General features: G+C 59.6%; 22 protein-coding genes. 12 read left to right on the top strand and 10 right to left on the bottom strand.

Features of this window, described 5'->3' with window-relative positions:
- Positions 1-42: 42 nt before the first annotated feature.
- Together J5M73_RS00635 and J5M73_RS00630 are read right to left on the bottom strand one after the other, a co-directional pair.
- Positions 43-864 carry a phytanoyl-CoA dioxygenase family protein gene (locus tag J5M73_RS00635; RefSeq protein WP_102862418.1) on the bottom strand — a complete coding sequence of 274 codons (822 nt, stop codon included), beginning with the start codon at positions 862-864 and terminating at the stop codon, positions 43-45.
- A 48-nt stretch (positions 865-912) separates the two neighbouring features.
- Complete coding sequence (locus J5M73_RS00630; RefSeq protein WP_207814923.1) at positions 913-2,301, bottom strand: amino acid permease; 1,389 nt, start codon at positions 2,299-2,301, stop codon at positions 913-915.
- A 345-nt stretch (positions 2,302-2,646) separates the two neighbouring features.
- On the opposite strand from J5M73_RS00630, the gene J5M73_RS00625 reads away from it, so the two are divergent.
- Positions 2,647-3,480 (top strand): AraC family transcriptional regulator, encoded by an 834-nt coding sequence (locus tag J5M73_RS00625; protein ID WP_102862420.1) that lies wholly within the window; start codon positions 2,647-2,649, stop codon positions 3,478-3,480.
- Positions 3,481-3,541: 61 nt separating this feature from the next.
- On the opposite strand, the gene mnmE is transcribed toward J5M73_RS00625, so the two are convergent.
- The 5 genes from mnmE to rpmH all read right to left on the bottom strand — a co-directional run bounded on the left by mnmE (position 3,542) and on the right by rpmH (position 7,485).
- The gene (mnmE, locus tag J5M73_RS00620; protein ID WP_115581267.1) at positions 3,542-4,912 is read right to left on the bottom strand and encodes a tRNA uridine-5-carboxymethylaminomethyl(34) synthesis GTPase MnmE; all 1,371 of its coding nucleotides are present in this window, start codon (positions 4,910-4,912) and stop codon (positions 3,542-3,544) included.
- A 79-nt stretch (positions 4,913-4,991) separates the two neighbouring features.
- Positions 4,992-6,692, bottom strand: coding sequence for a membrane protein insertase YidC (gene yidC, locus J5M73_RS00615; protein WP_110652498.1), 1,701 nt, complete (start codon positions 6,690-6,692; stop codon positions 4,992-4,994).
- 2 nt (positions 6,693-6,694) lie between these two features.
- Entirely contained in the window at positions 6,695-6,940 is a 246-nt protein-coding gene (gene yidD, locus J5M73_RS00610) for a membrane protein insertion efficiency factor YidD (RefSeq protein WP_003213574.1), read from the bottom strand.
- Positions 6,933-7,334 (bottom strand): ribonuclease P protein component, encoded by a 402-nt coding sequence (gene rnpA / locus J5M73_RS00605; protein WP_197662869.1) that lies wholly within the window; start codon positions 7,332-7,334, stop codon positions 6,933-6,935. Before rnpA ends, yidD begins: the two co-directional genes overlap by 8 nt.
- Positions 7,335-7,350: 16 nt before the next feature.
- Positions 7,351-7,485 carry a 50S ribosomal protein L34 gene (gene rpmH / locus J5M73_RS00600; RefSeq protein ID WP_003213577.1) on the bottom strand — a complete coding sequence of 45 codons (135 nt, stop codon included), beginning with the start codon at positions 7,483-7,485 and terminating at the stop codon, positions 7,351-7,353.
- A 566-nt stretch (positions 7,486-8,051) separates the two neighbouring features.
- On the opposite strand from rpmH, the gene dnaA reads away from it, so the two are divergent.
- The 8 genes from dnaA (at position 8,052) to J5M73_RS00560 (ending at position 15,933) form a co-directional block, all read left to right on the top strand.
- On the top strand, positions 8,052-9,593 hold the full coding sequence (dnaA, locus tag J5M73_RS00595; protein ID WP_060842037.1) for a chromosomal replication initiator protein DnaA: 1,542 nt from the start codon (positions 8,052-8,054) through the stop codon (positions 9,591-9,593).
- Between the two features lie 38 nt (positions 9,594-9,631).
- Positions 9,632-10,735 carry a DNA polymerase III subunit beta gene (gene dnaN, locus J5M73_RS00590; protein WP_011058392.1) on the top strand — a complete coding sequence of 368 codons (1,104 nt, stop codon included), beginning with the start codon at positions 9,632-9,634 and terminating at the stop codon, positions 10,733-10,735.
- Between the two features lie 20 nt (positions 10,736-10,755).
- Positions 10,756-11,859: a DNA replication/repair protein RecF gene (gene recF / locus J5M73_RS00585; RefSeq protein ID WP_102862424.1), complete on the top strand. Its 1,104-nt coding sequence runs from the start codon at positions 10,756-10,758 to the stop codon at positions 11,857-11,859.
- 4 nt (positions 11,860-11,863) lie between these two features.
- A complete protein-coding gene (gene gyrB / locus J5M73_RS00580; protein WP_102862425.1) occupies positions 11,864-14,281 on the top strand; it encodes a DNA topoisomerase (ATP-hydrolyzing) subunit B in 2,418 nt (805 codons plus the stop codon).
- A 121-nt stretch (positions 14,282-14,402) separates the two neighbouring features.
- Complete coding sequence (locus J5M73_RS00575; RefSeq protein WP_102862426.1) at positions 14,403-14,807, top strand: Imm1 family immunity protein; 405 nt, start codon at positions 14,403-14,405, stop codon at positions 14,805-14,807.
- Positions 14,808-14,829: 22 nt separating this feature from the next.
- Complete coding sequence (locus J5M73_RS00570) at positions 14,830-15,105, top strand: hypothetical protein (protein ID WP_207814922.1); 276 nt, start codon at positions 14,830-14,832, stop codon at positions 15,103-15,105.
- A gap of 25 nt (positions 15,106-15,130) precedes the next feature.
- A complete protein-coding gene (locus J5M73_RS00565; RefSeq protein ID WP_102862428.1) occupies positions 15,131-15,616 on the top strand; it encodes a DUF4265 domain-containing protein in 486 nt (161 codons plus the stop codon).
- Positions 15,613-15,933, top strand: coding sequence for a hypothetical protein (locus J5M73_RS00560; RefSeq protein WP_180988543.1), 321 nt, complete (start codon positions 15,613-15,615; stop codon positions 15,931-15,933). Before J5M73_RS00565 ends, J5M73_RS00560 begins: the two co-directional genes overlap by 4 nt.
- 27 nt (positions 15,934-15,960) lie before the next feature.
- On the opposite strand, the gene J5M73_RS00555 is transcribed toward J5M73_RS00560, so the two are convergent.
- Entirely contained in the window at positions 15,961-16,689 is a 729-nt protein-coding gene (locus tag J5M73_RS00555) for a response regulator transcription factor (protein WP_102862430.1), read from the bottom strand.
- 230 nt (positions 16,690-16,919) lie between these two features.
- Here J5M73_RS00555 and J5M73_RS00550 point away from each other — a divergent pair, with 230 nt between their 5' ends.
- From J5M73_RS00550 to J5M73_RS00540, 3 genes are all read left to right on the top strand, one after another.
- The gene (locus J5M73_RS00550) at positions 16,920-17,210 is read left to right on the top strand and encodes a hypothetical protein (protein ID WP_115581286.1); all 291 of its coding nucleotides are present in this window, start codon (positions 16,920-16,922) and stop codon (positions 17,208-17,210) included.
- Between the two features lie 401 nt (positions 17,211-17,611).
- Positions 17,612-18,610, top strand: coding sequence for a FecR domain-containing protein (locus J5M73_RS00545; protein WP_115581287.1), 999 nt, complete (start codon positions 17,612-17,614; stop codon positions 18,608-18,610).
- A gap of 18 nt (positions 18,611-18,628) precedes the next feature.
- Positions 18,629-20,947, top strand: coding sequence for a CHASE2 domain-containing protein (locus tag J5M73_RS00540; RefSeq protein ID WP_115581288.1), 2,319 nt, complete (start codon positions 18,629-18,631; stop codon positions 20,945-20,947).
- Between the two features lie 181 nt (positions 20,948-21,128).
- Here J5M73_RS00540 and J5M73_RS00535 read toward each other — a convergent pair whose 3' ends face one another.
- Together J5M73_RS00535 and gmhB are read right to left on the bottom strand one after the other, a co-directional pair.
- On the bottom strand, positions 21,129-21,899 hold the full coding sequence (locus tag J5M73_RS00535) for a lysophospholipid acyltransferase family protein (RefSeq protein WP_102862434.1): 771 nt from the start codon (positions 21,897-21,899) through the stop codon (positions 21,129-21,131).
- Between the two features lie 82 nt (positions 21,900-21,981).
- Positions 21,982-22,515, bottom strand: coding sequence for a D-glycero-beta-D-manno-heptose 1,7-bisphosphate 7-phosphatase (gene gmhB / locus J5M73_RS00530; RefSeq protein ID WP_092318060.1), 534 nt, complete (start codon positions 22,513-22,515; stop codon positions 21,982-21,984).
- Positions 22,516-22,522 lie beyond the last annotated feature (7 nt).

Raw genomic sequence — 22,522 nt, 5'->3', positions numbered from 1 at the left:
CGACGGCCTCAAGCCGCTGATCCGCTGGTTTCTGCACAGGCTTCATTTGCCCTGGCATGTCCACAAGTAAGGGAAAAGCTCATGTTCCATCGGCGCCCCGGCAGGCAGAGCCGTGGCCAGCCCTGGAAACTCGGGCGAGGTGCGCCAGGGTCGGGGGGCATGACGCATGTCATCTCCCAGAAAACGCAGCGAAAATGCCCGACGCCGGCGATCTCCCCCCACACCGCCAGAGGCATGCAGGGTGAGCATGTGGAAGAACACCGCGTCCCCGGGTTCCAGGGCCCAGCCAAGGATAGTGAAGGCCGAGCGATCGGCTTCGATGTCCGGCAGGTCCGCCAGACTGCCTTCGGGAAACCATTTGGCCTGATTGTCCAGGAAGGTTCGCGGCATCAGCCAGGGACCACGATGGGAACCGGCGACAAACTCCAGTGTGGATGCCCGCGCCACCGGGTCCACGGGCATCCACATGCTGCAGTTTTGTTGGCCCTCGACGTTGTAGTACGGCTGATCCTGATGCCAGGGCGTGGCTTGCCGAGTGTTGGGCTCCTTGACCAGCAGGTGATCGTGATAGAGCCGCACGTTGTCGCTTTGCATCAGCTGGCTGGCGACATGGCCTACCCGGCTGTTGAAGATGAAGCGCCTGTAGTCGGGGTTGTCCTGCCAGTTGCAGAAGTCCTCGAAGAACCAGCCAGGATCATCCGCCTGGCTAGCGACCTTGGCCCGCTCGCTGGGGCTGGCCAGGTTGTGTTCGATCCCCCGCTCCAGCAGCGCCACTTCGTCGGCACTGAACAGCTGGCGAATACACACGGCACCATCGCGCTGAAACGCCTCGATGGTTGAAGGGGGCAGGTGGAACGCTTGCATGGTGTTTTCCTTTTCGTCCAATGGAGGGCGGCACAACGGCCGAGATCCTCAGTCCGGGAGGGGCACATCAGTGAGGGCGGTGTTCGGCCTGATCCATATCCAGTAGGCCAGTGACAGCAAGGCCAGCCAGCCGACACCGACATAAAGCGCCAGGCGGGTTTGCGCAAAGGCGCCGAGCACCACAAAGATGAACAGCATGAAGAGCACCGCGCAGACCTGGCCAGCGGCGCCGAAAGGTACGGGAAAGCCCAGGGCAGCGATTTCCTCCGGGCTCATGCTACGGCGCATGGCCATCTGCGAGAGCAGGATCATCAGCCATACCCAGACCACCGAGAAGGTCACCAGCGAAGCAAACACCAGGAACAATTCCTCGGGTACCAGGTAGTTGAGCAAAACACCGAACAGCAGAGCCACGGACATCACCAGCACCGTCATCCAGGGGACTCCGAAGCGCGAGGTGCTGGCAAACGCCGCAGGGGCCTGACCGATCGCCGCCATGCCGTACATCATGCGGCCGGCACTGAAAATGTCGGTGTTGATCGCCGAGAACACCGCGGAGATCACCACCAGGTTCAGTACCGTTGCCGCTGAATTTATCCCCAGGCCACTGAAGATCTGCACGAAGGGACTGCCCTGGCTGCCGATACCGGACCAGGGAAACAGCATCAGCAACACCAGCAGGGTCAGGATGTAGAAGATCAGAATCCGCAGTGGCACGGAGTTGATCGCTTTGGGAATCATGCGTTGCGGGTCCTTGGCTTCGCCCGCCGTGATGCCAATGACCTCGATCCCGCCAAAGGCGAACATGACAATGGTGAACGAGGCGATCATGCCCTCCAGGCCATTGGGGAAAAAACCACCATAGGCCCACAGGTTGCTCAGGCCCACAGAATGCTGTCCGTCACCCAGCTGGATACCGAAGAGCAGTACCGCAAAGCCTCCGCCGATCATTGCGATGATCGCCGCGACCTTGAGCAGTGATAGCCAGAACTCCATTTCGCCAAAGATCCGCACATTGCACAGGTTCAAGGCGCCGATCCCCAGCACGATGCTCAGCACCCAGATCCAGCGGGGCGTATCGGGGAACCACAAGCTCATGTAGACACCAAAGGCGGTGACGTCCGCCAAGCACACCATGAGCATCGAAAAAGCATAACTCCAGCCGGTGAGAAACCCCGGAAAGCGTCCGAGATAACAACTGGCGTAATGCCCGAAGGAACCCGATACCGGGTTTCTGACAGCCATTTCCCCCAAGGCGCGCATGGTCAGGTAGATCGCCGCTCCGCCGATCAGGTACGCCAGCAGTACCGAAGGACCGGCCTGCTTGATGGCGGCCGCCGAACCGTAGAACAACCCGGTGCCGATGGCTGAACCCAGCGCAATGAAACGGATGTGCCGGGTGCTCAAGCCACGGTTTAACGCAGTCGTGCTAGCCATTTCTGTTCCTTGAATGCCGGACTGTCGACCCCGTCGGCGTCCATCGGCCGACCCAGGGGCAATAGCCGGACTATTTCCTCAGGTGTACAAACCTGTACACCCGTCAGGATGCAAATCAGGTACCACTTGGGGAATGAAGGATAAAAGTGCCGAACGCGTCGGATGGTGCGGATAAATGGCGGAAACTTGAGCCCATTTACGAAATGGACCTGTTACTCAAGACCGCAGGTTCATCGGCTGGAATCGGGAAAGGGGGTAAAGGTAACGTCGTTGTCCCCCGGGGCCGGTAAAAATCGCAAAATCTGCAAATCTGCCGTCGCTACAGTGGAGTACCAAGGAGGCCTTATGAAACCTGCAACCCGAATCCATTACGGCCAGCGCATGGAGCCGGTGCTGCGTTGGCTGGCAAGCCATCCACACAGCGATCCGGACCTGTACCACCTGGCGGACCTGGCCTGTATGTCGGCTTACCACTTTCATCGCATCTACCGCGCAATGATGGGAGAAACGCTGAACGCCACGGTGCAACGCATTCGCATGCACCTGGCAGCCGCAGCGCTGGCAGGCACTGACGCGGATCTGGCCGAGGTGGCTTTGCGTGCCGGCTACGAGTCGGGGGCGGCGTTCAACCGGGCATTCTCTGGTGTTTTCGGGTTGCCGCCTGGGCGTTATCGCGCAACCCGTTCCCGTCCTTTCGACCCTGAGGTGTCAAATATGTACCCCATCACAATCGAAACCTTCCCCGGCGTTGTTCTGGCAGCCCTGCCTCATCAGGGCTCTTACCAGGAAATCGGTCCGGTGTTCACCCGCGCTTTCATGCTGGCCGCCAGCCGGGGGCTCATGCATTCGGACACCAGCGGATTCGGTGTCTACTTCAACGACCCCGAGCAGGTCCCGACTGAGCAATTGCGCTCGCTAGCCGGAGTCGCGGTCGCGCCCGATGCAGACTTGGGCGAACAGCTGGAAAGGTTCGACATTCCTCCAGGGCGCTACGCAATCCTGAATTACGTGGGCCCCTACAACGAGATGGATAAAGCCTATGCCTGGATGTTCTCCGAGTGGCTGCCTGACAGTGGGCTGACACCAGGGGATTTTCCGATGTTCGAACACTATGTGAACGATCCACGCGTCACCCCACCCGCACAGTTGCAGACGCGCATCTACCTGTCGGTGGAATAAACGCCGTCCGCTACCGGCAGGGGGTGTGGATAACCTCTGCCGGAGCTCACTGGGTGCGGCTCTACTTGCCGATGCAGAAGCTGGAAAAGATCCGTCCCAACAGATCATCGGAACTGAAGGCCCCGGTGATTTCTCCCAGGGACTGCTGGGCCTGCCGCAGATCCTCGGCCAGTAGCTCACCGGCGCCGGCCAAGGTCAGCTGGGCACGGCCATGCTCCAGTGCGGCACTGGCGTAGCGCAACGCTTCGAGGTGCCGGCGGCGGGCACTGAAGCTGCTTTCCGACGTCTGTTCATAACCCATGCAAGCCTTGAGATGCTCACGTAGCAAATCCAGCCCGACACCGGCAGACATGGCACTGAGGCTGATGGTCACATGGCCATCCTCACAGGTTTCAAGAGCGATGGGCTCTCCAGTCAGATCGGCCTTGTTGCGGATCAAGGTCACCTTGGCCGGGTCCGGACGCTGCTCAAGAAATTCAGGCCACAGGGCGAAGGGATCAGCCGCTTCTGCTGCAGTGGCGTCCACCACCAGCAATACCCGGTCGGCTTCACTGATGGCCTTGAGCGCACGTTCGACGCCGATTTTTTCCACTTGATCCTCGGTGTCCCTGAGGCCGGCGGTGTCCACCACGTGCAACGGCATGCCGTCGATGTGGATATGTTCCTTGAGAATGTCCCGAGTTGTGCCGGCGATATCAGTGACGATGGCCGCCTCACGCCCGGCCAGGGCATTGAGCAGGCTGGACTTGCCGGCGTTCGGACGGCCAGCGATCACCACCGTCATGCCGTCACGCAGCAAGGCGCCCTGCCCGGCCTCCCTCAGTACTGTGGATAACTCGTCGCGGACCGCATCGAGCATGCTCAACACATGGCCATCGGCGAGGAAGTCGATTTCCTCCTCGGGAAAATCAATCGCCGCTTCGACATAGATCCGCAGGGCAATCAGCTGTTCGGTCAAGTTATGCACACGCTGGGAGAATGCGCCCTGCAGCGAGCGCAAGGCGTTGCGCGCGGCCTGTGCAGAACTGGCCTCGATGAGGTCGGCAATGGCTTCTGCTTGTGCCAGATCGAGCTTGTCATTGAGAAAGGCGCGCTCGCTGAACTCTCCAGGTCGGGCCAGCCGGCAGCCCAGCTCCAGGCAGCGCTGCAGCAACATGTCGAGGACGATGGGGCCACCATGGCCCTGCAGCTCCAGCACATCTTCGCCGGTAAAGGAGTTCGGCCCCGGGAAATACAGGGCAATGCCTTCATCCAGCACCTCTCCCTGTTCACTGAGAAAGGGGCCGTAATGCGCAAACCGCGGTTTCAATTCGCGGCCGCTGATGGCCTTGGCGGCCAGGCTCGCCAGGGGCCCGGAAATCCGTACGATGCCCACGCCACCGCGACCTTGGGCAGTGGCGACAGCGGCGATGGTTTCACGAGGGACATTCATAACCCGACATCCAGACAAAAGTGACAGATAGCAAAACGCCCCACTAGGGGGCGTCTTGTGTGGTTATCCACAGCGTAGGTCAGGCTTCCGCTTTCTTGGTAGCCGCTTCGATCTTACGAGTGATGTACCACTGTTGTGCGATCGACAGGCAGTTGTTCACTACCCAGTACAGCACCAGACCGGCCGGGAACCACAGGAAGAAGAAGGTGAAGATGATCGGCATCATTTTCATCACCTTGGCCTGCATCGGATCCGGAGGCGTCGGGTTCAACTGCTGCTGGATGAACATGGTGGCGCCCATGATGATCGGCAGGATGAAGAACGGATCCTTGATCGACAGGTCGGTAATCCACAGCATGAACGGTGCCTGGCGCATTTCCACGCTTTCCAGGAGTACCCAGTACAAGGACAGGAAGACCGGCATCTGCACCAGGATCGGCAAGCAGCCGCCCAGCGGATTGATCTTCTCTTTCTTGTACAGCTCCATCATCGCCTGGGACATTTTCTGACGATCGTCGCCGAATTTTTCCTTCAGCGCGGCCAGTTTAGGAGCCACGGCACGCATGCGCGCCATCGACTTGTAGCTGGCAGCCGACAGTGGGAAGAAGATCCCCTTGATCAGCATGGTCAGGAAGATGATCGACCAGCCCCAGTTACCCACCAGGCTGTGGATATGTTGCAGCAGCCAGAAGATCGGCTGGGCAATGAACCACAGGAAGCCGTAGTCGACAGTCAGTTCCAGACCTGGGGACAACTCTTTCAGCACGGCCTGGCTTTTCGGACCGGCGTACAAGATGGCACTGGTTTCGGCCTTGGCGCCTGGAGCAACGGTCATCGAAGGGCCGGTGTAGCCAATGATGTAGTTGCCTTTGCTGTCTTTGCGCGCCAGAACCTGGTTGTTTTCGCCTTTTGGCGGAATCCAGGCGGTCACGAAGTAGTGCTGCAGCCAGGCTACCCAGCCACCCTGAACATTTTCAGTGATGGGCGCCTTGGTTTTGTCCTCGTTCACCTTGTCCATGTCTTTCATGGACACTTTCTTGTACGGCTCGGAACTTGTCCACAGGGCGGCGCCCAGGTAAGTCGCAGTGCCGGTGGCGGTGCTGGAGGATGGATCGGAACTGGCGTCGCGCTTGAGCTGGGCGAACATCGCACCGGTCCAAGGTTGCGCGCTTTCGTTATCGATCAGGTAGGAAACGGTGATGTCGTACAGGCCACGCTTCAGGGTGAAGCGTTTGATGTAGTTGACGCCGTCCTTGCTGAACTTCAGGTCGACCACCAATTGGTCCTGACCGTCAGCCAGTTGATAACTTTTCTTCTCTGCCGAGTAGATCGGGCGACCGGCCGGGTTGGCGTCCGGGCCGCTGCTGCCAATCAGGCCACTTTGTGCCAGATAAGTCCGTTCGTTGCCGTTATCGAACAGCTGGAAAGGAATTTCCGGGTGGTCCTGACGACGTGGATACAGTGGCAAACGCAGTTGCGCGATATCCCCACCTTGTGGATCGACAGCCAGGTCGAGCACATCCGTTTTGATCTGAATGAGATCTTTGCTTGCAGCAACCGGCGCTTCTGCGGGTGCAGTGGTATCGCTTGCGGCGCGTGGAATGTCGTCGTTGGCAGCGGAAGTGCCAGTTGGCGTATCCGGCAAGCCCGGAGCGGTCGTGCTGGAAGCAACATTCTGAGTCGGCAGGGCAGCCTGGCCATAATCCTGGTTCCATTTAAGAACCATGACATAGGACACGATTGCCAGGGCGACGATCAGGATCGTGCGTTTGATATCCATGATTACTCGGCCATCGAAGAAGAACGGGAGGTAGGGATAGGTGGAACCGGGTCATAACCACCGGGATTCCACGGATGACAGCGACCTAAACGACGAAAGGTCAGCCAGCCACCGCGCAGAAGGCCATGATTTTCGATGGCTTCTAACGCGTAGCAGGAACAACTGGGGTAGAAACGACAGTGATTGGCCATCAGAGGACTAATGGCATAGCGGTAAAACTGGATCGGAACGAGTGCCAGTTTACGCATCGGGACTGTCTACCCCTACAGTTTCGGATTTGACTGCTGGTTCCGGCTTGTTGCGTGCCAGACGTTTCCAGAGTTTGCCGAAATGCTGAATCAATTCGGGGTTTTCTACATCGCCCAAACCTTTGCGCGCGACGATAACGATATCCCATCCGACCAGTGAGTCCTGGTGGAGACGAAACGATTCGCGCATCAGACGCTTGAGGCGATTGCGCTCAACGGAGAGCTTTACGCTCTTTTTCCCGATCACGAGCCCCAGACGGGGATGATCCAGGTCGTTGTTGCGCGCAAGGAGCAGGAGATTTTTCCCCGGAACCTTGCCGGTAGGGGAGTCAAAGACCGCCTTGAAGTGCCGGGGGGTAAGCAGACGCTTTTCCCGACTGAAGTCCTGACTCACCTCCAGTGCCGGATTATCAAACTGCCAGACGCGCACGACCTTTGGCGCGACGACGCGACAGGACGGCACGACCGTTCTTGGTAGCCATGCGAGCACGGAAACCGTGGGTACGAGCGCGTTTGATAGTGCTTGGTTGGAAAGTACGTTTCATGTCGTGTTACCTGGTTCGTCCACAACGGGCCGGAATGGCCCCCGTTTTAAGAGATCGGCGATTCTAGAGAAAGCAAGCCTCTAGGTCAATTTCCAACCAGCTTTTCCTTTATCTATGTATGTCCGGGTCCTGGGTTGTGAGTCAGTCTTGGCTAGATATAAAAATAAAGAAGGAAAGTATTTAAAGCTTTTCTGTAAAGCTTATAAAGGCTAGGGACGGCACCTTCTGTGGATAACTGGCTTAAGCCCTTATAGTCCGTACTGTACAGAGGATGACAACACGGTTGAGAAACGGTGTCCTGCCTGTGCTGCGCTATCGGAAAACCTGTGTGTGGAACGAGAGGTTATCCACAGGCGAGTTACCCACAGAGTTTTGACCCGAGTTGTGCAATGACCTCAGGTGGGGTTATCCACAGAGCTTATGCACATACCATTGGTCGTGTTTATTCGGGGTAAGGCGTTGATTCTTAGTGTCCTGAGGGCACGCTACATGTGGATAAGTGGACGGCTGATCGCTACAATGGCCGCTTGTTTTTGCCTCACCGGCTTTCAACTTAGGGGATATCCGTGTCAGTGGAACTTTGGCAGCAGTGCGTGGAGCTTCTGCGTGATGAGCTGCCTGCCCAGCAATTCAACACTTGGATCCGTCCGCTACAGGTCGAAGCCGAAGGCGACGAGTTGCGTGTCTACGCACCGAATCGTTTTGTTCTCGATTGGGTCAACGAAAAGTACCTGGGCCGCGTGCTCGAGCTGCTGGATGAACACGGCAACGGCAGTGCGCCGGTTCTTTCCTTATTAATAGGCAGCAAACGCAGTTCGGCGCCTCGCGCTGCACCTAATGCGCCACTGGCCGCCGCTGCCTCGCAAGCGCTGCAAGCGGCAGCAGCCAATGCCACCCCGGCGGCGGCTCCTGCGCCAACTCCGGCACCCACTTCAGCTCCGGCCAAGAAAGCCGCGGCGCAGAAGAGTGCCGAGGTCAGCGAAGAACCCTCTCGTGACAGCTTCGACCCGATGGCGGGCGCCAGCTCGCAGCAGGCACCGGTACGCGCTGAGCAGCGTACTGTCCAGGTAGAAGGTGCGCTCAAGCACACCAGCTACCTGAACCGCACCTTCACCTTTGAAAACTTCGTCGAGGGTAAGTCCAACCAACTGGCTCGGGCAGCGGCCTGGCAGGTGGCGGACAACCCCAAGCATGGCTATAACCCGCTCTTCCTTTATGGCGGCGTCGGTCTGGGTAAGACCCACTTGATGCATGCCGTGGGTAACCACTTATTAAAGAAGAACCCGAATGCCAAGGTCGTGTACCTGCATTCCGAGCGTTTTGTTGCGGATATGGTCAAGGCGTTGCAGCTCAACGCCATTAACGAATTCAAGCGCTTCTATCGTTCGGTCGACGCATTGCTGATCGACGATATCCAGTTCTTCGCTCGCAAGGAGCGTTCCCAGGAAGAGTTCTTCCACACCTTCAATGCCCTCCTCGAAGGCGGCCAGCAGGTGATTCTCACCAGCGACCGTTATCCGAAGGAAATCGAAGGCCTGGAAGAACGCCTCAAGTCCCGCTTCGGCTGGGGCCTGACGGTAGCGGTCGAACCGCCGGAACTGGAAACCCGGGTGGCGATCCTGATGAAGAAGGCCGACCAGGCCAAAGTCGAACTGCCCCACGATGCGGCGTTCTTCATTGCTCAGCGAATTCGTTCCAACGTCCGTGAACTGGAAGGCGCACTCAAGCGGGTCATCGCCCACTCGCACTTCATGGGGCGCGACATCACCATCGAGCTGATTCGCGAATCGTTGAAGGACCTGCTGGCGCTGCAGGACAAGCTGGTGTCTGTGGATAACATCCAGCGCACCGTCGCCGAGTACTACAAGATCAAGATTTCCGATCTGCTGTCCAAGCGACGTTCGCGTTCGGTAGCCCGCCCCCGTCAGGTGGCCATGGCCCTGTCCAAGGAACTGACCAACCACAGCCTGCCGGAAATCGGCGATGTGTTCGGTGGCCGCGACCACACTACGGTGCTGCACGCCTGCCGCAAGATCAATGAACTTAAGGAATCCGACGCGGACATCCGCGAGGACTACAAGAACCTGCTGCGTACTCTGACCACTTGATGACTCCAACGCAGCTTATTAAGGCAAGGGACTAGACCATGCATTTCACCATTCAACGCGAAGCCCTGTTGAAACCCCTGCAACTGGTCGCCGGCGTCGTCGAACGCCGTCAGACCTTGCCGGTACTTTCCAACGTGCTGCTGGTTGTCGAAGGCCAGCAACTGTCGCTGACCGGTACCGACCTGGAAGTCGAGCTGGTCGGTCGTGTGCAACTTGAAGAGCCTGCAGAGCCGGGGGAAATCACCGTTCCCGCGCGCAAGCTGATGGACATCTGCAAGAGCCTGCCCAACGACGCGCTGATCGACATCAAGGTCGACGAGCAGAAACTGGTGGTGAAGGCCGGTCGTAGCCGCTTCACTCTGTCGACCCTGCCGGCCAACGATTTTCCTACCGTGGAAGAAGGCCCGGGTTCGCTGACCTGTCAGCTGGAGCAGAGCCGCCTGCGTCGCCTGATCGAACGCACCAGCTTCGCCATGGCCCAGCAGGACGTGCGCTACTACCTCAACGGCATGCTGCTGGAAGTGTCCGCCGGGATCATCCGCGCCGTGGCCACCGACGGTCACCGTCTGGCCATGTGCTCGATGCAGGCGGATATCGGCCAGCCCGATCGTCACCAGGTGATCGTGCCGCGTAAAGGCATCCTGGAGCTGGCCCGTCTGCTCACCGAGCCCGATGGCAACGTCAGCATCGTCCTGGGTCAGCACCACATTCGCGCCACTACCGGCGAGTTCACCTTCACCTCCAAGCTGGTAGACGGCAAGTTCCCTGACTACGAGCGCGTGCTGCCAAAAGGCGGTGACAAGCTGGTACTGGGTGACCGTCAGGCCCTGCGTGAAGCTTTCAGCCGTACCGCGATCCTGTCCAACGAGAAGTACCGTGGTATCCGTCTGCAGTTGGCCAATGGTCAGTTGAAGATCCAGGCCAACAACCCGGAGCAGGAAGAAGCGGAAGAAGAAGTGGGTGTTGAATACAACGGCGGCTCGCTGGAAATCGGCTTCAACGTCAGCTACCTGCTGGACGTGCTGGGCGTGATGACCACCGAACAGGTGCGCCTGATCCTGTCCGATTCCAACAGCAGTGCGCTGGTGCAGGAATCCGACAACGATGACTCGGCTTACGTTGTCATGCCGATGCGCCTGTAATCATGCTCAGCAGAAGCTAGATGTCCCTCAGTCGCGTCTCGGTCACCGCGGTGCGCAATCTGCACCCGGTGACCTTCTCCCCCTCTCCCCGCATCAACCTTCTCTACGGCGCCAACGGCAGTGGCAAGACCAGCGTGCTGGAAGCCATCCACCTGCTGGGGCTTGCCCGCTCGTTTCGCAGTGCCCGCCTGCTGCCGGTGATCCAGTATGAACAGCTGGCTTGTACGGTCTTTGGCCAGGTGGAGTTGGCCCAGGGTGGGCACAGCAGCCTGGGGATATCCCGGGATCGTCAGGGGGAATTCCAGATCCGCATCGACGGTCAGAATGCCCGCAGCGCGGCGCAGCTCGCGGAAATCCTGCCGCTGCAACTGATCAATCCGGACAGCTTTCGTCTGCTGGAAGGCGCTCCAAAGATCCGCCGACAGTTCCTGGACTGGGGAGTGTTCCATGTGGAACCTCGCTTCATGTCCACCTGGCAGCGCTTGCAGAAGGCCCTGCGGCAGCGGAACTCATGGCTGCGGCATGGTACACTTGACGCCGCTTCGCAAGCGGCCTGGGACCGGGAACTGTGTCAGGCCAGCGCTGAAATCGATGAATACCGCCGCGCATACATCAAAGCCTTGAAACCAGTCTTTGAGCGGACCTTGGGCGAGTTGTTGCAGCTCGAGGGCCTGACGCTTAGCTATTACCGTGGTTGGGACAAGGACCGAGAGCTCAGTGAAGTGCTCGCGGCCGCCCTGCACCGTGATCAGCAAATGGGTCATACCCAGGCCGGTCCACAACGTGCTGATTTGCGTCTGCGCTTAGGCGGACACAACGCCGCGGACATCTTGTCCCGTGGCCAGCAGAAGTTGGTGGTCTGTGCCTTGCGCATTGCCCAGGGGCACCTGGTGAGCCAGGCCCGTCGCGGTCAGTGTATTTATCTGGTGGATGACTTGCCGTCCGAGTTGGACGAGCAGCATCGCCGCGCACTTTGTCGCTTGTTGGAAGACTTACGCTGCCAGGTGTTTATCACCTGTGTAGACCACGAATTATTGAGGGAAGGCTGGCAGACGGAAACGCCAGTCGCTTTGTTCCACGTGGAACAAGGCCGTATCACCCAGACCCACGACCATCGGGAGTGAAGGCATGAGCGAAGAAAATACGTACGACTCGACCAGCATCAAGGTGCTGAAAGGTTTGGATGCCGTACGCAAACGTCCCGGTATGTACATTGGCGACACCGATGACGGCAGCGGTCTGCACCACATGGTGTTCGAGGTGGTCGACAACTCCATCGACGAAGCGCTGGCCGGTCATTGCGACGACATCAGCATCATCATCCACCCGGACGAATCCATCACCGTTCGCGACAACGGTCGCGGCATCCCGGTGGATGTGCATAAAGAAGAAGGCGTCTCGGCGGCAGAGGTCATCATGACCGTGCTCCACGCCGGCGGTAAGTTCGACGATAACTCCTACAAGGTCTCCGGCGGTCTGCACGGCGTAGGTGTATCGGTAGTGAACGCCCTGTCCGAAGAGCTGATCCTCACTGTGCGCCGCAGCGGCAAGATCTGGGAACAGACCTATGTCCACGGTGTTCCACAAGAGCGGATGAAGATCGTTGGCGACAGCGAAACCACCGGTACCCAGATCCACTTCAAGCCTTCGGCTGAAACCTTCAAGAACATCCACTTCAGCTGGGACGTCCTGGCCAAGCGGATTCGTGAACTGTCCTTCCTCAACTCCGGTGTCGGCATCGTCCTCAAGGACGAGCGCAGCGGCAAGGAAGAACTGTTCAAGTACGAAGGTGGCTTGCGTGCCTTCGTTGAATACCTGAACACCAACAAGACAGCGGTCAACCAGGTGTTCCACTTCAACATCCAGCGTGAAGACGGCATCGGCGTGGAAATCGCCCTGCAGTGGAACGACAGCTTCAACGAGAACCTGTTGTGCTTCACCAACAACATTCCACAGCGCGATGGCGGCACCCACTTGGTGGGTTTCCGTTCTGCTCTGACGCGTAACCTTAATACCTACATCGAAGCCGAAGGCCTGGCCAAGAAGCACAAGGTTGCCACCACCGGTGACGACGCTCGTGAAGGCCTGACCGCGATCATCTCGGTGAAGGTGCCGGACCCTAAGTTCAGCTCCCAGACCAAGGACAAGCTGGTGTCTTCCGAAGTGAAGACCGCTGTCGAACAGGAAATGGGCAAGTACTTCTCCGACTTCCTGCTGGAAAACCCCAACGAAGCCAAGTTGGTGGTGGGCAAGATGATCGACGCTGCTCGTGCTCGTGAAGCGGCGCGTAAAGCCCGTGAAATGACCCGTCGTAAAGGCGCGCTGGATATCGCCGGCCTGCCGGGCAAACTGGCGGACTGCCAGGAAAAGGACCCTGCCCTGTCCGAACTCTACCTGGTGGAAGGTGACTCTGCTGGCGGTTCCGCCAAGCAGGGACGCAACCGCAAGACCCAGGCGATCCTGCCGCTCAAGGGCAAGATCCTCAACGTCGAGAAGGCGCGCTTTGACAAGATGATCTCCTCGCAAGAGGTCGGCACCTTGATCACCGCGCTGGGCTGCGGCATCGGCCGCGAAGAGTACAACATCGACAAGCTGCGTTATCACAACATCATCATCATGACCGATGCTGACGTTGACGGTTCGCACATCCGTACCCTGCTGCTGACCTTCTTCTTCCGTCAGTTGCCGGAGCTGATCGAGCGCGGCTACATCTACATCGCCCAGCCGCCGCTGTACAAGGTCAAGAAAGGCAAGCAAGAGCAGTACATCAAAGACGACGAGGCCATGGAAGACTACATGACCCAGTCGGCTCTGGAAGATGCCAGCCTGCACCTGAACGATGAAGCTCCGGGAATCTCCGGCGAGGCGCTGGAGCGCCTGGTCAACGATTTCCGCATGGTGATGAAGACCCTCAAGCGCCTGTCGCGCCTGTACCCGCAGGAACTGACCGAGCACTTCATCTACCTGCCGGCCGTGACCATGGAGCAACTGTCCGATCACGCCGCCATGCAGGATTGGCTGGCCAAGTACGACGCCCGCCTGCGCACCTCCGAGAAGTCGGGCCTGGTCTACAAGGCCAGCCTGCGCGAAGACCGTGAACGCAATGTGTGGCTGCCAGAGGTCGAGCTGATCTCCCACGGCCTGTCCAACTACGTCACCTTCAACCGCGACTTCTTCGGCAGCAACGACTACAAGACCGTCGTCTCCCTCGGCGCTCAACTGAGCACCCTGCTGGACGAAGGCGCGTATGTTCAGCGCGGCGAACGCAAGAAAGCCGTCACCGAGTTCAAGGAAGCCCTGGACTGGCTGATGGCGGAAAGCACCAAGCGCCACACCATCCAGCGATACAAAGGTCTGGGCGAGATGAACCCTGACCAGCTGTGGGAAACCACCATGGACCCAAGCATGCGCCGCATGCTCAAGGTGACCATCGAGGACGCCATCGGCGCCGACCAGATCTTCAACACCCTGATGGGTGATGCGGTCGAGCCTCGTCGCGACTTCATCGAAAGCAACGCCCTGGCGGTGTCCAACCTGGACTTCTGATCCAGCGACACAGCTGACAATAAAAAGGCCGACGCTTGCGTTGGCCTTTTTTATTGGCAGATTGTTCAATCCCTCATCCATAACGATTTGCGTTTTTATCCGGACAAGGCAGTCATGGCAAATGCTCAAGAAAATCATTGAAGATGAATATGCCGGTAATCGTTGTCACACCCATGAGTGGTTGAATCCCGACTCGACGCAGGTGCTGTCCGCGTTCAACCGCCTGGACGGAAAGGCTTTCAGCTCGACGGTTTTTTTCTTCAGCGACCAGACCCTGATGCATATCGGGGGCGGTGCGGCCGATCAGTATGTGGTCTTTATCGCCCAGGACGTCGATCAATCGTTGCAGACCCTGCTCAGCGCAGACAGTCCTGACGATCAGCAGGTTGAGTTGTTCGCCGGCGGCCAGTCCGGCAGTTACCCTCGGTATCAGTGTGTGGTTAAAGAGCGAGCGAGACAGGCCCTGGCTTATTTCTCGGCCTATGGCTCGGCTGATCCCGATCTGGCCTGGGAAGTGGAAGGCTAACTGGACAATAAGGACGTTGACCTTGGCAGGTACAAGCAGCCACCTATGCGATGAAGCACGCTTCCCCATCGCCTGGCGTTTCAACGCCGCAGATTGTGGTCTGAGTGCTGACGATAAACAGCGCGTTGTACTGTTTGATCAGGCAGAGTCACAGGTGCCGTGGGGCCGGTTCATTCCAGTGCCCAGCCTGTTTCAATGCCATGAAAAAACCACGCTGGATTTTGCCCAGCGCGGAGAGTCGTCATTGTTCTTCGAGCGGCGGCTGGGCCCGGCCAGGCTCTTTTCACCCTTTTTTTAAAACAGCAATTGCTCGGAAATTTGTTATGGATGATGAAAACCAGGAAATATCGATCCGGGTTGTTGCGGGGCAGAACAGCCACGGCCCGGTCTATGAGCCGCTGCATGTACGGCGGCTCGATGAGGACAGTTACGAGATTCTCTACTCACCGGGGCTGACGCTGAACCTGGCCAAGGGCGACATCATTTCAATCAAGGACCCCCAGGCCCCCGCCGTGGTGCTCAAGCGAGGCGGCAACTTCTGCATCCACATTTATGCGGATCACATTCCTGAAGAACATATCGTTGCCCTGGCGGCGGATGTGGCGAGCGAATTGGGCGGCATGCTCGACGGGCGCTACAAGGGCAATCTGACATTGTCGGTGCCGGCGCGAAACGGCATGGACAACATCGCCCGGTTCTTCAACCGCTTCCGCGAGACCACGGGCATCGAGTGGTACTACGCCAACATCTATAAAAACCTCGATGACACCGATGACGAGACCTTGCTCAATTGGTGGCTGGAGCAATGAACGAAAGACAGCAGCTTATCTGTGAACGCTACGACCTCGCCCCCCAGGCACCGGAGCCGATGATTGCACTGGCCACCGGTTCCCTGGCGCAGTCGCCCATCTATGGCACCCGGGTCGAGTTGCCGGAGAACGGCACGATCAGTTGGTTTATCCACTGCGGCGAACATTCCACAGCCGTGGATTTCTACCAGCCCCTGTGCGCCGAGCACCTGCCCGAGCTGTTGCCAGAGGTGATCGATTACCTGTATCTGCCGAGCGGGACGCGTTTCATCATCGACCGCGCCGGCTATGAAGATGTCTGGCAGGACCCGCAGTGATTTCAAGCCGCTTTTGACGGCAAGCAGTCAGTTGCCCTGCTCGTCAGGTGACGTGACACTTTCCAGCCGGTAGCCGTAGCCGTAGATCGTCAGCAACTGCCAGCCACGGTCCGCAGTCAGTCCGAGCTTGTTGCGCAGACGGTAGATGTGGGTATCCAGGGGCCGTGAGGAAACCATTTCTTCGTGGGTCCAGAAACGCTCGTACAGGTACTCCCGGGACAGCGGCCGGCCCAGGTTGGCGAACAGGCAGCGGGCCAGGCGGTACTCGCGCTCGGTCAGGCTGATGGGGGCACCGGCGCGGGTGACGGTCAGTTCGGCGTCATCGAAACTCAAGTCATTGAAGGTCAGGACCTCCTCGCTGCTGCTGCGCTGCAGGCCGTGGCGGCGCAGCACCGCATTGACCCGGGCCTTGAGTTCGTTGGGACGAAAAGGCTTGCTCAGGTAGTCATCGGCGCCGGTGTTCAGGGCCTGGACGATATCGCTCTCGGCATCACGGCTGGTGAGCATGATGGCCGCCGGAGGCGAGTCCATGTGCTCGCGGGTCCAGCGCAGCAACGACAGGCCGCTGAGGTCTGGCACTTGCCAGTCGAGAATCAGCAGGTCGAAGGTTTCCCGCCGCAGTTGGCGTAACAGGTCCTCTCCCCGTTCGAAACGGTGCAGGGTCCAGGACTGTTCGCCCGGGCCGGGCATTTCTCGCAGTGTCTGTTCCACCCGTGCCAGTTCTGCGGGTTCGTCATCCAGTATTGCGACACGCATGCAAGGCCGTTCCTTCTGGTTCGAGAGTGCCCGAGGCAGCCGCTTGTGCGCTGTGGGCTGGGGGAAGTTTAGGTGTCTTGGCTGATTCTGAACAATTGTGGCGAATTGCTCTTGAGCCCCCGGTCCCTCGGTACGCTGATATCAAATAGCCGGTAAGGCCCCTGGAGCACGGGGGCCTGCGGGCTACTGCAGCAGCACGATACCGGCTCGCACAAGCAAGGAAAAGAACCATGGGGAACATGCTAAGGAAAGGCCAGGTCGCGCTGGTCAGAATATTCAGCGGCGACGACCCGGTGCGCCTCTTCAGCTTGATGCTGGCTGCTTATCTGGGGATAAGTGCCAGTGCATTGCCTTCGTTGACCTGCCCCCGCTATCAGGCAACAAGCGTCGATGGCTACCAGCCGACGGCGGTCTTGCCCGTCAGCCGTGACTCGACCCTGACCCTGGACGCCGAACCGGTGATAGGGCGGATAGCCCTGCCTTCGACTCAGCAGCAACCCGCGCCGCGGTGGGTCTTCTAAGAGGACGCGGCGATGATTCTGAACAAATATTGCAAATCCGTCGCAGCCTCTCGGCCAGCGTTACATTGCTCCTCGCTGAGTGGCACACGGGGGCACCTGGAAGTGCTCCGACACAGGGAGTGTCAACCGCCAGGCTGGCGGCACAACGCGCGCTTGCGTGCGTCGTTGAAGGGGAATACAGGGAGTGCCTCCTCAGGACTTTGGGCCGGGCGACCTGTCGCCTCGGTTCCGACACAGGGACGTGTCACTTTCTTCGCTCCCTGTGCGCTTCCCTCCCGGTTCCGACCCGTCCTCTCTCCTCTGGGCGACGCCGCGCAGCGTCCGGCTTTCTGCCCACGCGCTGCCTCAGGTATGGTGCGTAGGATTTCGCCGTGGTTTTCCCAAAGGCTCAAAGCATATTCATGAATGACCTCTGCCCTTCTCCGTCCGTTGGCCGGTTGCAGGTGGCGTGCGCCGCATTGCTGCTAGCGGGTCTGATCCTGCCATCGTGCGCCGTGCAGGCTGCCCCGCAACGCCTTCCCTATATAGATGACAACCAGCAATGCCGTGGCCAGCCCTTGCCGGCTACCGTCGAGCATCTGACGGGTGATGCCTGGAAACTGGATGCCAAGGGCCGCGAGGTGGCCCTGGAAGAAGGCATGAGCATCGATGAGAAAGAAGGGGTGAAAACCTCGCCATCGGCTTTCGTCAGCCTGTCCCTTGGGGATGGTTCGCGAGTGGTGTTGCCCTCCAGTTCCCAGGTCACCCTGCAACTCAATACGCAATACAGCATTCCTCAGGTGGTCCTGGAACAGGGCCAGATCGAGTCCTATGTGATCAAGCGCAACAGTGACCACGACCGCTTCCAGATCGTGACCCCCGTGGGCGTGTTGGGGGTACGAGGGACTCACTTCCGGGTGCGTAATGACGATCAGCAATCCCTGGTGGAGGTGCTCAACGGCCAGGTGGCGGTGAGCCGCGAAGACGAGCCGCCGAGCAAGGCTGCTCAACGTACCGGCAAGCGCGTTGTGGATAAACCTGCAGGTCCGCGGCCAGGGGAAGTCCAGGTCATGGCGCGCCAGGGTTTGCGCATTCAGAAGCAGGGCGAGCTCAAACCGGTGGAACTGCTGGCCGCGCCCCGACTGCTGGGGCAGGCCGGACAAACCGGCGCCCTGCCCGTCTGGCAACTGATCCTGCAACCGTTGCCGGGTGCCCGTCGCTATCGGGCCCAGGTGGCCACCGACAAGGATTTCCTCAACATCAAGCAGGAACAGTTCTCCAGCACCCCGGAAGTGAACTTCACTGGCCTGAAGGCGTTTTTCTATCATGTACGGCTCTCGGCGTTCGATGAGCATGGCCTGGAAGGAGAAACCGGGGTCTATGACATCTTCTACTACCCCAGGACCACTCGTGTTCAATAAGCCGTCGGCAGACCGTCGATGAGTCTCTGGAAGCAAAGGGCCAACGGCCGTGAACCGACCCAGGCCCAGCGTCTGTTTCGCCGCCTGGTACGTGAATGGCTGTGGGTTGGCCTGATACTGCTGCCCCTGACGGCCTTGCTGTCCCTGAGCCAGGGCCTGGCGTTAAACAACCTGTTCTATGACAACCTGCGACGCTTTACCCCGCTGCCGGTCGATCCGCGCATTCTGTTGGTGACCATCGACGACTACAGCCTGCAGCAACTGGGACGCTGGCCCTGGCCCCGGACGATGCATGGACAGCTGCTGGACCGGCTGACGGACGCCAAGGTCAAAGGCGTGCTGTTCGATGTGATCCTCAGCGAGCCCGGCAGCTCTGTGGAAAACGACACCCGGTTGGCCGCCGCCCTGTGCCGCGCCGGCACGGTGTTCCTGCCGGTGCTGCGCGAGGGGGTTGCTCGCTATGGCCAGGACCTGGAGGAGATCCCACCGGTGCCGGTGCTGCGCCACTGCGCCCGGGGCCTGGGGCATATCAATGCGCAAGCGGATGCCGACGGCACCGTGCGCAGCGTCTACCTGCGCGAAGGTCCGCAGCAGGCACCGCGGGCGCAGCTGACCTGGTTGCTCTACCAGCTCACCGAAGCCGACCCGCTGTCGCCGCTGATGCCGGGCCCCGCGACTCCACAGATCAGCAGGGGTTGGCTGCGAGCCAACCCGGTACGTATTGCCTTTATCGACAAGGCGGCGGGCTTTCCCAGCGTGCCCTATGTCAGCGTGCTGCGTGGCGAGGTGCCCGCCGAGTTGCTGCGTGACCGGCTGATCCTGGTCGGTTCCACCGCCCCGGGGCTGGGCGACCGTTATGTCACCCCGCAATCCGGCAGCCAGGGCACCACCCCGGGGGTGGAGATCCAGGCCAACCTGCTCAATGGCCTGTTGCAGCATCGCAGCATCGTCGACCTGGGCCAGTGGTCGGGGATGCTGTGGTCCATGGCCCTGACCGCAGCCTTGCTCGGGTTGTTGCTCTGGCGACCGCGTCACGCCTTGTGGATAACCCTGGGTTGCATGGGCCTGGCGCTCTTGGGATCGGTGCTGATGTTGCGTCTGGGCTACTGGTGGTCGCCGGTGGCCAGCCTGCTGGGCATGCTGCTGGCGTACCTGATCTGGAACTGGCGTCGGCTCAGCGTGATCCTGGCCTATTTCGGTTGGGAGCTGGAGCGCTTGGACAACGAGCCCAAGGTGTTGCCGGAGCGCCGTCGTAGCCAGACCCCCGCCGGTGATGTGCTGCAAGGGCAGATCGTCGCCCTGGAACAGGCCCTGAGCCGGACCCGGGATACCCGGCGCTTTATCGCCGACGGCTTGGAGTACCTGCCGGTGGCGACCCTGATCAGCGACCCGGACGGCAAGATTCTGCTGGCCAATCGCAATGCCCGGGAAGTCTTCGCCCACTCACTGGTCGGGCAGCCCTTGATCGCGCAATTGGCCGCCCTGGGCTATCCGGGCCTGACGGAACCTGCGCACTATCCCAGGCTTGAGCAACTGACGGCGCTGGAGTTTCGCGACATTCAGCAACGCAGCCTGCGCATGGAACTGGCGCCGTTGCTGCCGGTGGACAGTGACAACGCCATCGGTTGGTTGTTGAGCCTCACCGACCTCAGCGTCGAGCGGGACGCCGAACAGCAACGGGGCGTACTGCTGCGTTTTCTTTCCCATGATCTGCGCGCGCCCCATTCGGCGATCCTCGCGCTGCTGGACGTGCAGAGCCGCCAGCCATCGCCACCCAGGCAGGTCTACAGCCAGATCGAGCAGCAGGTGCGTCGAGCCCTGGGGCTGACCGAGGCATTCGTGCAATTGGCCAAGGCCGAGTCGGAGGCCTATCAGTTCGCGCCGAGCATGTTTGCCATGCTGGTCCTGGACGCCTTCGACCAGGCCACGACCCTGGCCCAGTTGAAGCATATCCACCTGGTGCACGATCTGGACGAGGAAGGCGAGAGCATGGTCCTGGCAGATCAGCCGCTGCTGACCCGGGCCCTGTTCAATCTGCTGGAAAACGCCATCAAGTACAGCCCGGCGAATTCCACCGTCAATGTTCGGGTGAGCTGTGCCGAGGGCTGGCTGCGTTGCGAAATCATCGACCAGGGCCGGGGCATTGCGGCCCAGGAACTGCCCCTGTTGTTTGGTCAGTACCAGCGGTTTGCCTCGGCCAAGGGCATCGATGGCCTGGGCCTGGGACTGTCCATGGTCAAGGCGGTGGTGGACCGGCATCAAGGGCGGATCAGCTGCCGCAGCGAGGTGGGCCAGGGTTCCTGTTTCATCCTTGAGCTGCCCTTGCTGGAGGAATAAGGGCGCGGGGATATTCCAGGCGAAAAAAAACCGGCATCAAGGCCGGTTTTTTTGGCTGCGGTAAAACTTATGCACGTTTTTCCACATTTTATGAGCTTGGGAAATATACATATAAATCAGTGATTTATGCGTCAATTTCAGCCGTTGTACGAATAGTCGTACACAGGTTATCCACAGAAGCTCATACAGCAATCTTATCCGTGGAAGTCGCCAATGGTGGCAATGAGCCCATATCTCGCTGGGCTTGTTCATTCCAGGCCGCCACCCGGTCGTTGAGCTCGGCGATGGCGCGTGGGCCGCTGCCTTCGGCGTACATGGGCGCGCCAATGGTCACGGTAATGGTACCGGGCCGCTTGGCCCAACCGGTCTTCGGCCAGAACTTGCCGGCGTTGTGGGCCACTGGCAGCACCGGCAGGTCGGCGTTTACCGCCAGGGCACTGCCACTGCGGGAGAACTTGCCGACGGTGCCATAGGGCACGCGAGTGCCTTCCGGAAAGATCAGCACCCAGACATTGTCCTTGAGCAGTTCGTCGCCCTTGCTCGCCACCTGCTTGAGCGCGGCCTTGGGGTTGTCGCGGTCGATGGCGATGGGGCGCAGCATGGCCATGGCCCAGCCGAAGAACGGCACATACAGCAACTCACGCTTGAGGACCTGGCTCAAAGGCTCGAAATAGGCCGAGAGGAAGAAGGTCTCCCAGGTGCTCTGGTGATTGGAGACGATCACGCAGGGCCGCTCGGGGACGTTTTCCGCGCCCTTCACTTCCACGCGAATGTTCAGAAATACCTTGGTCAGCCACAGCGCGCAGCGACACCAGTAGACGTTGATAAAGCGGTAGCGCGCCTTGAAGGGCAGGAACGGCGCGATAAAAAAGCTCAGGGAGCACCACAGCAAGGAACTGGTGCCCAACAGCAGGTAAAAGAAGAAGGTTCTGATGGCCTGCAGGATCGACATAGCGGCATTTACCATTGCGGGCATGCCCGCCTGTTAAAAAGCGCTCTCCCGAACAGTCCTTGGTCAGGATGCCAGAAGGGGCCTAATTGTGGATAAGTTCAGCGGCAACGGCCGCCAGGTCGTCAAAAATCAAGGTGCCTACCGGCAGGGTTTTCCCCAGGGTCTTTTCGCCTTTCCCGGTCTTTACCAATACTGGCTGAGAGTCGACGGCTTTTGCGGCCTCCAGGTCACCGAGACTGTCACCGACAAACCATAGACCTGTCAGTTCTGCCTGGTAATGCTCGGCAATGGTCCGCAGCATGCCCGGTTTCGGTTTGCGACAGGCGCACCCTTCGTCGGGGCCGTGGGGGCAATAGACGATCAGCCCGACCTCGCCGCCCTGCTCCGCCACCAGCTCGCGCAGGCGCGCATGCATGGCGTCGAGGGTGGCCAGGTCGTAGTAGCCGCGAGCGATGCCGGACTGGTTGGTGGCGACCGCCACCGTCCAGCCGGCCTTGCTCAACTGCGCAATGGCTTCGATCGAGCCGGGGATTGGAATCCACTCCTGCACCGATTTGATGTAGGCATCGGAGTCATGATTGATCACGCCGTCACGGTCGAGTATCAGCAGTTTCACAGCCTTT

It is taken from the genome of Pseudomonas sp. 50_B (assembly GCF_017491625.1).
In the GTDB taxonomy this organism is placed as follows: domain Bacteria; phylum Pseudomonadota; class Gammaproteobacteria; order Pseudomonadales; family Pseudomonadaceae; genus Aquipseudomonas; species Aquipseudomonas danubii.
The sequence above is the reverse complement of the archived record's forward strand: the minus strand, read 5'-3'. Positions and strand labels throughout refer to the sequence as shown.